Source organism: Curtobacterium sp. MCBA15_016, assembly GCF_001865105.1.
In the GTDB taxonomy this organism is placed as follows: Bacteria; Actinomycetota; Actinomycetes; order Actinomycetales; family Microbacteriaceae; genus Curtobacterium.
Window position 1 is genome coordinate 7,347 of record NZ_MJGR01000017.1, and the last position, 12,293, is coordinate 19,639.

The window sequence follows — 12,293 nt, forward strand, 5'->3', positions numbered from 1 at the left end:
CCTCCCGTCCGTCGTGTGCGTGCGCTGGTCGCGTCACGTCGCACGTGGGCGCAGTGTGCGGGGTCTCGCGCAGTGTGCGAGGGCGCTGGCGTCGCACGGAGCACGGAACCTCGCACAGTGCCGCGGTCGGCGCGCGCGCCGCGCTTGCGCGCCGAGCGTGGGGTGCGAATGGGCCGGCCGTACGCCGGGTTCTGTCCCGCCGCTCGCGCGGCGGTGACGGCCATCTCTCTCGGACCGACGTTGCCGTCGGCCTCCAGCGGTCTACCCGAGGACTCGGCGAGCAGCCTCAGCGTCCTCTGTCTGACCTTGCTCCGGGCGAGGTTTACCGAGCGGATCCGGTCACCCGGACCCCTGGTGGTCTCTTACACCACCGTTTCACCCTTACCGACGTCGCCGCCGGCGGTCTGCTTTCTGTGGCACTGTCTCGCGGATTGCTCCGGGTGGGTGTTACCCACCGCCCTGCTCTGTGGAGCCCGGACGTTCCTCGGCACTCCCGGGGGAGTGACGCGACCGTCTCACCGACCCATTCGCGAGCACGAGTCTACCGGGCACCGGGTCACGCCGAACCACGGAACCGACATCGAACCAGCGGCGTGAACCGGTTCGATGTCGGATTCGTGGTTCGATCCGCGGCGAGGCCGCGACGGCGGCGAGGCGGGGCGTCAGGCGCTCCGCGCGGCCAGCGTCGCGGCGCCGATGATGCCCGCGTTGTTCCGGAGCGTCGCCGGGATGATGTCCGCCTGCAGGTCGAGCAGCGGCAGGAACTCCTCGTACTGCTTCGACACCCCGCCGCCGACGACGAAGAGCTCCGGGGAGAGCAGGGCCTCGAGCGTGGAGTAGTACTTCTGCAGCCGCTTCGCCCAGTGCTTCCACGACAGGTCGTCGCGCTCCTTCGCAGCGAACGAGGCGCGGGACTCGGCGTCGTGCCCGTCGATCTCGAGGTGCCCGAGTTCCGAGTTCACGATGAGCACGCCGTCGTTGATGAGCGCCGTGCCGATGCCGGTGCCGAGCGTCGTGACGACGACCAGGCCGTCCTTGCCCTTCGCCGCACCGAACTGCTGCTCGGCGTACCCGGCTGCGTCGGCGTCGTTGACGAAGTGGATGGAGCGGCCGAGCTCCTTCTCGAAGAGCGCCTCGGCCTCGAATCCGATCCACTTCTTCGACACGTTCGCCGCGGACATGGTCTTGCCGTCGCGGACGATCGCCGGGAAGCAGACCCCGACGGGCACGTCCGACGCCGGAGCGAGCTCGTCGAGGATGGACGCGGCCACGGCGACGATGTCGTGCGGCTTCCCGCCCTCGGGCGTGGCCTTCTTGATCCGGTCGGTGGTGAGTTCGCCGGTGGAGACGTCGACGATCGCGCCCTTGATGCCCGTACCGCCGATGTCGACGCCGACTGCGAGGGAGGTCATGAGGAGCCTTTCGATGTGGAGGTCAGGAGACCGTGAGGAGTTCCGCGCCGCGCTCGGTGACGACGAGGGTGTGTTCGAACTGTGCGGTCCACGACTTGTCCCGGGTGGAGACGGTCCAGTCGTCGGCCCAGATGTCGGCGTCGATGCCGCCGAGCGTGAGCATCGGCTCGATCGTGAAGACCATGCCGGGCACCATGACGTCGTCGAAGCGCGGTGCGTCGTAGTGGGGGATGATCAGCCCGGAGTGGAACGCCCGCCCGACGCCGTGGCCGGTGTAGTCGCGGACGACGCCGTAGCCGAAGCGCTTCGCGTACGCCTCGATGGCGCGGCCGATGACGTTCACCTGCCGGCCCGGGGCGACGGCCTTGATGCCGCGCTCGAGGGCGAGTCGCGTGCGGGTCACGAGGTCCTCGACCTCCTGCGACGCCTGCCCGACGATGAAGGTGCGGTTCGTGTCGCCGTGCATCCCGTCCTTGTAGGCGGTGATGTCGATGTTGACGAGGTCGCCCTCCTGCAGGACGGTGTCGTCGGGGATGCCGTGGCAGATGACCTCGTTGAGGCTCGAGCAGAGGGACTTCGGGTAGCCGCGGTAGCCGAGCGTCGAGGGGTAGGCGCCGTGCGCGACGACGAACTCGTGGCCGATCCGGTCGAGCTCGTCCGTCGTGACACCGGGGCGGATCGCCGCGCCGACGGCGTCGATGGCCTGGGAGGCGATGCGCCCGGCGGTCCGGATCCGCTCGACCTCGTCCGGGGTGTACGTGTCGCCGAGTCCGTGCTCGTGCGGCTCGGCCTTGCCGACGTACTCCGGACGCTCGATCTCCTTCGGGACGGACCGCAGCGGGGAGATGCGGCCGGCGGTCAGGTGTCCGTGTTCGTCCCGGGGCATGCGGACCACTCTAGCCGGGGCCGCGTGTCGCGCGGACGCGGCCGGTGCGCGGGGAACAGTTCCGTCCTCACGCGCTCAACGACACCTCACGCGTCGTGGGGCCCGTGAACTGTCGCCCAGCGCGAAACCTCGCCGCGGGGCGCGGACGCGACCGCCTGGAGGCGCGGTGCCGGCCCGACGGACGCCAGCCGCGCCTCCAGGCGGTCACCCAGCGCGCGGGGCGCGGCCCGCCCGCACCGCCGCCGTCCCACCTGGGTACGGTGGCGGCATGAGTGACGAACGCATCGAGTCCCAGTGGTGGTTCAACGAGAAGACGCACGCCGTCGAGCAGGGCCCGCAGTCGCCGCAGCGCGACCGGATCGGCCCGTTCGCCTCGCGTGAGGACGCGCAACACGCCCTGGACCGGATCAAGGCGAACAACGAGCGTTGGGACGACGAAGACCAATAGGCTGAGACTCCCAGCTGGACCAGCTGCACCACGGAAAGGGCGTCAATGGACAAGCAGACGGACTTCGTGCTCCGCACCATCGAGGAGCGGGGCATCAAGTTCATCCGACTCTGGTTCACGGACGTCATCGGGACCCTGAAGTCCGTGGCGATCGCCCCGGCCGAGGTCGAGGGCGCGTTCGCCGAGGGCATCGGGTTCGACGGCTCCGCGATCGAGGGTCTCACGCGCTCGTACGAGGCGGACGTCCTGGCCCACCCGGACCCGTCGACGTTCCAGATCCTCCCGTGGCGCGGCGAGATCGACCCGACCGCGCGGATGTTCTGCGACATCACGACGCCGGACGGCCAGCCCGCCGTCGCCGACCCGCGCAACGTGCTCAAGCGCACGCTGGCGAAGGCGAGCGAACGCGGCTTCACGTTCTACACGCACCCCGAGATCGAGTTCTACCTGCTGAAGAGCCGCGACTGGAAGGACGGCGGTCCGCAGCCCGTCGACCGTGCCGGCTACTTCGACAACGTCCCCGGCGGCAGCGCGCACGACTTCCGTCGCCGGTCCGTCCGGATGCTCGAGGACCTCGGCATCTCGGTGGAGTTCTCCCACCACGAGGCCGGCCCCGGCCAGAACGAGATCGACCTCCGCTACGCCGACGCACTGACGATGGCGGACAACATCATGACGTTCCGCACCGTCGTGAAAGAGGTCGCGATCGAGCAGGGCGTCTACGCGACGTTCATGCCGAAGCCGATCTCCGGCCAGCCGGGCTCGGGCATGCACACGCACGTGTCGCTGTTCGAGGGCGACCAGAACGCCTTCTACGAGGCGGGTGGTCAGTACCAGCTGTCCGACACGGCGAAGCACTTCATCGCCGGTGTCCTCAAGCACGCGCCGGAGATCACCGCCGTCACGAACCAGTTCGTGAACTCGTACAAGCGCCTCTGGGGCGGTGACGAGGCCCCGTCGTTCGTCACCTGGGGCCACAACAACCGCTCGGCCCTCGTGCGCGTCCCGCTGTACAAGCCGAACAAGGGCCAGTCCGCCCGCATCGAGTACCGCGGCATCGACTCGGCGGCGAACCCGTACCTCGCGTACTCGCTGCTGCTGGCCGCGGGGCTCAAGGGCATCGACGAGGGCTACGAGCTCCCGCCGGAGGCCGAGGACAACGTCTGGAGCCTGTCCGACTCCGAGCGCCGTGCCCTCGGCTACAGCCAGCTGCCGGCGAGCCTCGACCACGCGCTGAGCCTCATGGAGGACTCGGAACTCGTGGCGGAGACGCTCGGCGAGCAGGTCTTCAACTTCGTGCTGCTGAACAAGCGCCAGGAGTGGAAGGCCTACCGCGACCAGGTCACGCCGTTCGAGCTCGACACGAACCTCGGCGCGCTCTGACGGCACCGGGGGCACGCACCACATGACCGGTCGGACGACGACGTCGCGTTCCGAGTTGGCCCGCCTGGGCTTCGCGGAGCTGTCGGAGAGCCTGGAACGCATCGCCGACCTGGAGGCGCGGTTCGGCCCCGACCTGCAGGTGCCGGTGAGCGGGTCCCCGGCACTGTGGGAGTCCACGGCCGATCCGGACGGCGCACTCCGCGCGCTCGAGCGGCTGCTCGAGCGCGCGCCGGACGAACTGCGTCCGGTCCTCGCGGACGACGCCGCCACCGAACGGCTCGTGCGACTCCTCGGGGCGTCGGTCGGGCTCGGCGAGTTCCTGCACCGCCGTCCGGCGGAGATCGACCTGCTCCTGGCGCCCGTGACGGCGCCGTGGTCGCAGCAGGAGTACACCGACTCGTTGCTCGCCGCGATCGACGGTGCCACGGGCGAGGACGCCCGGCTCCGGCTCCGGGTGCGCTACCGCCGGCACCTGGCCCAGATCGCGCTGTTCGACGTCCTGAACGCCGCGCCGACCGAGGCCTTCCCCGCCGTCGCGGCCGGGCTGGCCGACCTCGCCGGTGCCGCGCTCGAGGCCGCGGTGGACGTCGCCCGGCGCGAGGTCCCGTTCCCCGCGGCCGACGTCGAGGCGACACCGCTCGCCGTCATCGGGATGGGCAAGGCCGGGGCGCGCGAACTCAACTACGTCAGCGACGTCGACGTCATCTTCGTCACCGAACCCACCCGCGACGACGAAGCGGGCACGGGCGTGGGGACCGACCGCGCCGTGCTCATCGCCACGCGGCTGGCGATCGCGGCCACGCACGCCATCACCGACCTCGCGGCCGAACCGGCGCTGTGGGAGGTCGACGCGAACCTCCGGCCGGAGGGCAAGGACGGCGCGCTCGTCCGGACGCTCGACTCCCACGTGGCGTACTACGAGCGCTGGGCGAAGGAGTGGGAGTTCCAGGCCCTGCTCAAGGCGCGGCCGATCGCCGGGTCGGTCGACCTGGGGGAGCGCTACGCCACCGCGGTCGCCGACTTCGTGTGGACGTCGGCGCAGCGACCGGGGTTCGTCGAGTCCGTGCAGCGCATGCGGCAGCGGGTCACCGACAACATCCCCGACGACGAGGTCGACCGGCAGCTCAAGCTCGGGCCGGGCGGTCTGCGCGACGTCGAGTTCACCGTGCAGCTGCTGCAGCTCGTGCACGGCCGCGACGACGAGACCGTGCGGGTCCGGTCCACGCTTGAGGCGATGGACGCGCTCACCGACGCCGGCTACGTCGGCCGTGCCGAGGCCGCCCGCTTCGGGCCGGACTACGCCCTGCTCCGCCTGCTCGAGCACCGCATCCAGCTCCGCCGCCTGCAGCGCACCCACCTGATGCCCTCCGACGAGGACGAGCTCCGGGTGCTCGCCCGGTCGAGCGGTCTCGCACGGTCCGCTGCGGCGCTCGAGACACGGTGGCGCGCCGTGAAGCTCGAGGTCCGCGGCCTGCACGAGCGCCTGTTCTACCGACCGCTCCTGTCCGCGGTGGCCGCGAGCGACGGCGACATCGTGCTCACCAGCGACCAGGCGGTCGACCGGCTCGGCGCGATCGGCTTCGCGGACCCCGCCGGGGCACTCGGCCACATCCGGGCACTGACGCAGGGCACGAGCCGCCGGGCGGCGATCCAGCGGAACCTCCTGCCGGTGCTCCTGCGCTGGATGGCCGAGGGACCGGCACCGGACCGGGCGCTCCTGGCCTTCCGCCGGCTGAGCGACACCCTGGGGGAGTCGAGCTGGTTCCTCCGCATGCTCCGGGACTCCTCCGGCGCGGCGCACTCGCTCACCACCGTGCTCTCGGAGTCGGCGTTCCTGTCCGGGCTGCTCGAACGCTTCCCCGAGGCGGTGGCCTGGCTCGACGAACCGGAGGCGCTGCTGCGCCCCCGGCCGATCGAGTCGCTGCTCGCCGAGGTCACGGCGACGACGGCACGGCACGGGGACGACGTGGACGGCGCGGCCGCCCTGGTCCGGTCCGCCCGCCGGCGTGAGACGCTCCGGCTCGGCATGGCCGCCGTGCTCGGCCACCTCGACGTCGATGCCCTCGGCCCGGCGTTGAGCGACGTCACGGAGTCGACGCTGGCCGGTGCCCTCACGCTCGCGCGACGGGACGCCCCGGCAGGCCTGGAGTTCGGCGTCATCGCGATGGGGCGGTACGGCGGCCGTGAGCTCGGCTTCGGCTCGGACGCCGACGTCCTCTACGTGTACCGGGCGACCGAGGACGTCCCGTCGGAGCAGGCTTCGCGAGCGGCGCAGACCATCGTGCGGGAGCTCGCCCGGTTGACCGACGACGCGATCCACCCTCTCGACCTCGACATCGACCTCCGCCCCGAGGGCAAGAACGGCCCCGTGGTGCGCACGCTCGACTCCTACGGCGCGTACTACGCCCGCTGGTCGCTCACGTGGGAGGCCCAGGCGTTGCTCCGCGCCCGCGGGGCGGTCGGGGACGCGCAGCTCCTGCGGGCCTTCGAGCACCTCGCCGACCGCACGCGCTACCCGGAGCGCATCGACGACCAGCAGGTGCGCGAGGTCCGACGCATCAAGGCCCGCGTCGAGTCCGAACGCCTCCCGCGCGGTGCGGACCCGGCCCGGCACCTCAAGCTCGGCCGCGGTTCCCTGAGCGACGTGGAGTGGTTCGTCCAGCTCCTCCAGCTGCAGCACGCGCTGACGATCCCCGGCCTCCGGACGACGTCCACGCTCGAGGCGCTCGACGCCGCCCGCGACGCCGGACTCGTCACCCCCGACGACGCCGAGCGTCTCGGTGCCGCCTGGCGCTTCGCCTCGCGGACCCGGAGCGCGCTCGTGCTCTGGTCGGGCAAGACCACCGACGTGCTGCCCGTCGACCGGGTGCAGCTCGAGGGCATCGCACGCCTGATGGAGTACCCGCCGGGGTCCGCCTCGGAACTCGAGGAGGACTACCTCGGGGTCACCCGCCGGGCACGTCAGGTCTTCGAGCGCGAGTTCTACGGCGCCTGAGGCCCGTCGCGACACGCCCGGACCGACGTGTTTCGCAGCGAGTTGACACGTCCTCGGAAGTGAATTCCCCGTAACGTGCGGCGTCCCCCGTTCGACATCTGCCTGTACCCCGGCCGGTCGAACTCCGGCGTCCGTTACCGGGACGTGATCCAGCTGGCCACGTCGACGCGAGGCGACGGCCGGAGCAGCTCGCGGCACGCCCGGCGACCATGACCTGAACAGGGCTTCCGCTGAGAGCCGAGCCGCGCCTCCTGGGCCGTCCACCACCCGCACAGGGTGAGTGGCAGGGTGAACGCGGTCCACCGGAGTGCTGTCAGCACCAGTGCGGACACGATGACCACACGCGGAGGGGGACCGTGGTGTACCCCGTAACGTGCCCGTAACGCCCCCGGTCGGGGGTCGCGTTGCGCACCGGGTCACGGTTCTGCATCAATGGGGTCACCCGAACCGGCCCTGATTCCCCAACGACGCGGAATCTCCACCTCGAACGTTGAAGCAGGGATCGATGTTCACCTTCATTCTGCAGATCAGGCAGATGGTCGAAGGGCACCCCGAGTTCTACCTGTTCGCCGTGTACTCCGCGGTGATCTGGTTGCTCTGGCTGCTCAAGGTCATCCTGTCCGCCCGCTACCGCCCCTACACCGGCACCTACACCGGCACCACGAGCGTCGTCGTCCCCGTCGTGGACGAACCGCTCGACCTCTTCCGCGACGTCATCGGCCGCATGGTCGAGCAGCGTCCCGGCGAGATCATCGTCGTCATCAACGGCGCCCGCAACGAGGCCCTCGAAGCGGTCTGTGACGAGTTCGCCCCACTCGTCCGCTGGACGCACACGCCCATCCCGGGCAAGCGCAACGCCGTCAAGGTCGGCACCGAGATGTCCAACGGCGACATCACCGTGCTCGTCGACTCGGACACGGTGTGGACGCCCGGCACCCTCGACGAGCTGCTCAAGCCGTTCGCGGACGCCTCGGTCGGTGGCGTGACGACGCGCCAGCGCATCCTCGAGCCGACCCGCAGCTGGATCACCCGCTGGGCGGACTGGCTGGAGAACTCCCGCGCGCTGTACTCGATGCCTGCGCAGAGCGTCCTCGGCCAGATCGGCTGCCTGCCCGGGCGCACGATCGCCTTCCGCCGCGACATCCTCGTGCGCGTCATGGACCGCTTCATGCACGAGAAGTTCATGGGCGTGTTCCTCGAGGTGTCCGACGACCGGACCCTGACGAACCTCACGCTCAAGGAGGGGTACCGGACCGTCTACCAGTACACGTCGCTGGTCTACACGGACGCTCCGCTGCAGGTGAAGAAGCTGTTCAAGCAGCAGCTCCGCTGGGCCCGTGGTTCGCAGTACAACACGCTCCGGATGCTCCCGTGGATGCTCGGCCACGCGCCGATCCTCGCGGTGTTCTTCCTCACCGACATCATCCTGCCGTTCATGCTGTTCGGCGTGATCGCCGGCTGGATCTACCGCGCCTTCACCGGGCAGGGCGAGAACCTCTACCAGGGGATCCTGCAGCAGTACGGCTTCTCGACCGGCTTCGTCTACGTCGCCGCCCTCATGGTCGTCTCGTCGGTGCTCAGCATGGCGATCCGGCAGATGCGGCACCTCGCCGAGAAGCCGAGCGACTTCTTCCGCCTGCCGATGTTCATCATCGTGTCGACGTTCTTCCTCATGCCGATCCGGCTCATCGGCTTCTTCCGCCTGGCGCACGCGTCCGGCTGGGGGACCCGTGCCGGTGCGTACGCCGGTGGACCGATGGAGGAGGACCCCGCGGACGCGGTGCAGCCCTCGGCCGTCGCCACCCAGACCCCGGTGAGCCCGATCGACGCGGCGGCCCCGGCCCCGGCCGGTGGAGCCGGCTACGGCGACGACCAGCGCGCCGTGGACCGGGCGTTCGACGACCTGTTCGGCCCGGACGCCACCACCAACTCCACCGCGACGGTGCTCGCGACCCGCCGCTCGGCAGCCACTGCAGCGCAGTCGCAGTCGGCGACCGCGGCGGCCCCCGCCCCGGCACGCGTCCGTCGGTACAACCCGTACGCCGCGATCCCGTACTGCATCGGCTTCGCGATCTTCGCCCTGGAGGCCTTCCTCATTGTCTGACCTCATCCGCTCCTCAGGTGCCTGGTGGGCCCAGTCCAGCAAGCACGCACGACTCACCGCGGTCGGGACCACCGCCATCGTCCTCGTCCTCGGACTCATCACCTGGAACGTCTGGGTGTCCCCGGCGGGCTCGGTGTCCACCGCGGTCCACCAGGCGCTCGGTGTGACGCCGCCGAAGAAGAAGATCTCGGCGGCCGAGCTCCAGACGAAGCTCACGGCCGCCCAGGAGAAGATCTGGGCGCTCGAGGGCAAGCTCGACTCCTCGACCGCGCAGTCCGGCTCGCGTGCCGACCAGATCGCCGAGCTCAAGGCGCAGATCGCGTCGCTGCAGTCGGACCTCGGGGCCGCCAAGGCCGCCGGGGCGCGGTCCGGTGACGGCGCGTCGGGTTCGGGAGGGTCGGGCGACGGTTCCGGCGGGTCCGGCGGCTCCGGTTCCGGCAGTGGCTCCGGTGGCTCCGGTTCGGGCAGCGGCTCCGGTGGCTCCGGTGGCTCCGGCAACGGTTCCGGCAACCACGGCGTCACGAACCCGAACGGCGGCCCCTCGAAGGACCCCGGCACGACCCCGATCTCCGTCCCCACCAAGGCGCAGATCATGGCGCAGCCGGCTCGCTGGTACGGCCTCTACACCGCGCAGTCCCCCTTCAACTGGGCGGAGTACGACGAGGTCTCGCAGCAGGTGGGCAAGGCCACGAACATGGTCGGCTTCTTCCAGGGCTTCGACCAGGACTTCAACGCCACCGCCGTCCAGCGCGCGTGGGCGAACGGCCGCCTGCCGCTCATGACCTGGGAGTCCGCACCCGCCAAGACGGGCAACGACGCGAAGTACGTCCCCGGGTACACGAACGAGGACATCGTCTCGGGCAAGTTCGACGCCTACCTCACGAAGTACGCGAAGGCCCTCGCGGCGAACGGGCAGCCGATGGTCATCCGGCTCGACCACGAGATGAACGGCTCTTGGTACAACTGGTCCGAGGGGACGGCGCAGCAGAACGCGGCCGGGTCCTACGTGGCGATGTGGCAGCACGTGCACGACGTCTTCCAGGCCAGCGGCGCGAACAAGTACGTCATCTGGAACTGGGCGCCGAGCCGCATCGACAAGCTCGGCAACGACAAGTACATGCAGTTCGACTACCTGCGTGAGTACTACCCGGAGTCGAAGTACGTCGACTGGGTCGGCATGAGCGGGTACTACCGCACCGCCTCCGAGTCGCCGACCTTCGACAACACGTTCGGCAAGACCCTCGCCCAGCTCCGCCAGATCGCACCGGACAAGAAGATCCTCCTCAGTGAGATCGGTGCGACCGAGACCGGGACGAGCGTGACCAACGGGCAGAAGGCGAAGTGGATCACCTCGCTCTTCGACGGCCTCGCGGAACCGGCCAACGACGACGTCATCGGCTTCTCGTACTTCAGCGAGACCGCGACCACGGTCGTGGACGGCGTCCGCACCACGAACGACTGGCGACTCAACTCCCGCGCCGACAGCCTCCAGGCCTTCGTGGCCGGCATCTCGCGCACCGACACCGACTACGACCTGCAGGAGGTCAAGCAGTGACCGCTCAGAAGAAGACCGCAGACTCCCGTCCGGCACCCGTCATCAGCGTCATCGGCACCGGCTACCTCGGTGCCACCCACGCGGCCGCCATGGCCGAGATGGGCTTCGAGACCATCGGCGTGGACGTCGATCCCGCCAAGCTCGCGGCCCTGTCGGCCGGCGAGGTCCCGTTCTACGAGCCCGGCCTGCCGGAGCTCATCACGAAGCACGTCGCGAGCGGCAAGCTCCGCTTCACGGCGTCGCTGCCCGAGGCCGTGGCCGCGGCCGACGTCCACTTCGTCTGCGTCGGGACGCCGCAGCGCGCCGGGTCGCACGCCGCGAACCTCACCTACGTCGAGAACGCCACCCGCGGTGTCGCCGAGAACCTCACGCACCCCGGCCTCATCGTCGGCAAGTCGACGGTCCCGGTGGGAACGGCCGAGCGGCTCCGCGGCATCGTCCGCGAGTTCACCCCGTCGGGCATCGACGCCGAGCTCATCTGGAACCCGGAGTTCCTGCGCGAGGGCAAGGCCGTCGACGACACGCTGCACCCGGACCGGCTCGTCTGGGGCGGTGCCTCCGCGTCGGCCGACGCCGTGATCCGCGAGGTCTACGCCGCACCCATCGCCGAGGGCACCCCGGTCATCACGACCGACCTCGCCACGGCGGAGCTCGTCAAGGTCAGCGCGAACGCGTTCCTCGCCACGAAGATCTCGTTCATCAACGCGATCTCCGAGATGTGCGCGATCACCGGTGCGGACGTGTCCACCCTGGCCGACGCCCTCGGGCACGACGCCCGCATCGGCCGGAAGTTCCTGAACGCCGGCCTCGGCTTCGGCGGTGGTTGCCTGCCGAAGGACATCCGGGCGCTCATGCACCGCGCGAACGAGCTCGGTGCCGGTCGTGTCGTCGGGCTCATGCAGCAGGTCGACGAGATCAACATGGGGCAGCGCGAGCGCGTCATCGACATGACGATCGACGCGCTCGGCGGCTCCGTGCTGAACCGTCGCGTGGCCGTGGTCGGGGCGGCGTTCAAGCCCCTCACCGACGACGTCCGCGACTCGCCGGCGCTCAACGTCGCCGCTGCGCTGCACCTCCGCGGCGCCCAGGTCACCCTGTGGGACCCGGAGGCGATGGAGACCGCCCGCCGCTCCTTCCCGACGCTCACCTACTCGTCGTCGATGGAGGGTGCGATCGAGGACGCCGACGTCGTGCTCGTCCTCACCGAGTGGGACGAGGTCATCGCCGCCGATCCCGCGGCGCTCGCCTCGATCGTGGGGCGTCGTACGGTGATCGACGCCCGCAACTGCCTCCCGGTCGCCGACTGGGTCAAGGCGGGTTGGACCGTCCGTTCCCTGGGACGGCCCACTCCGGTCACGGGTGCACCCGTGAGCGTCGCTGCGGGGACGAACGACGCGGTGGCCACCGCGCGGTAGTCACCCGGACGCGAAGCGGGGTCTGTGCCGGGGCGGCACGGGCCCCGTTCTCGTGTGCCCGGCGCGTTCGGGCGCACCTGGTCGAAACGGGCGTA

The 12,293-nt window shown here is 70.4% G+C and carries 8 protein-coding genes and 1 other RNA gene; 6 read left to right on the forward strand and 3 right to left on the reverse strand.

Annotation, left to right across the window (positions count from 1 at the left end; all coding sequences use genetic code 11):
- Positions 1-165: 165 nt before the first annotated feature.
- From rnpB to map, 3 genes are all read right to left on the reverse strand, one after another.
- Positions 166-526: RNase P RNA component class A (gene rnpB, locus BIV03_RS07640), an RNA gene on the reverse strand.
- 136 nt (positions 527-662) lie between these two features.
- Positions 663-1,412, reverse strand: a complete 750-nt coding sequence (ppgK, locus tag BIV03_RS07645) for a polyphosphate--glucose phosphotransferase (protein ID WP_071295239.1) — start codon at positions 1,410-1,412, stop codon at positions 663-665.
- Between the two features lie 22 nt (positions 1,413-1,434).
- Positions 1,435-2,298 carry a type I methionyl aminopeptidase gene (gene map, locus BIV03_RS07650; protein WP_071295240.1) on the reverse strand — a complete coding sequence of 288 codons (864 nt, stop codon included), beginning with the start codon at positions 2,296-2,298 and terminating at the stop codon, positions 1,435-1,437.
- A gap of 268 nt (positions 2,299-2,566) precedes the next feature.
- On the opposite strand from map, the gene BIV03_RS07655 reads away from it, so the two are divergent.
- From BIV03_RS07655 to BIV03_RS07680, 6 genes are all read left to right on the forward strand, one after another.
- The gene (locus BIV03_RS07655) at positions 2,567-2,746 is read left to right on the forward strand and encodes an SPOR domain-containing protein (protein ID WP_071295241.1); all 180 of its coding nucleotides are present in this window, start codon (positions 2,567-2,569) and stop codon (positions 2,744-2,746) included.
- Between the two features lie 45 nt (positions 2,747-2,791).
- On the forward strand, positions 2,792-4,129 hold the full coding sequence (gene glnA, locus BIV03_RS07660) for a type I glutamate--ammonia ligase (protein ID WP_070418782.1): 1,338 nt from the start codon (positions 2,792-2,794) through the stop codon (positions 4,127-4,129).
- A gap of 22 nt (positions 4,130-4,151) precedes the next feature.
- Positions 4,152-7,124 carry a bifunctional [glutamine synthetase] adenylyltransferase/[glutamine synthetase]-adenylyl-L-tyrosine phosphorylase gene (locus tag BIV03_RS07665; protein ID WP_071295242.1) on the forward strand — a complete coding sequence of 991 codons (2,973 nt, stop codon included), beginning with the start codon at positions 4,152-4,154 and terminating at the stop codon, positions 7,122-7,124.
- Between the two features lie 505 nt (positions 7,125-7,629).
- Positions 7,630-9,228: a glycosyltransferase family 2 protein gene (locus tag BIV03_RS07670; protein ID WP_070418784.1), complete on the forward strand. Its 1,599-nt coding sequence runs from the start codon at positions 7,630-7,632 to the stop codon at positions 9,226-9,228.
- Positions 9,221-10,783 carry a glycoside hydrolase family 26 protein gene (locus tag BIV03_RS07675; protein ID WP_071295243.1) on the forward strand — a complete coding sequence of 521 codons (1,563 nt, stop codon included), beginning with the start codon at positions 9,221-9,223 and terminating at the stop codon, positions 10,781-10,783. The genes BIV03_RS07670 and BIV03_RS07675 overlap by 8 nt, the downstream gene beginning before the upstream one ends.
- Positions 10,780-12,198 (forward strand): UDP-glucose/GDP-mannose dehydrogenase family protein, encoded by a 1,419-nt coding sequence (locus BIV03_RS07680; RefSeq protein ID WP_070418786.1) that lies wholly within the window; start codon positions 10,780-10,782, stop codon positions 12,196-12,198. Before BIV03_RS07675 ends, BIV03_RS07680 begins: the two co-directional genes overlap by 4 nt.
- The last annotated feature ends 95 nt before the right edge of the window (positions 12,199-12,293 follow it).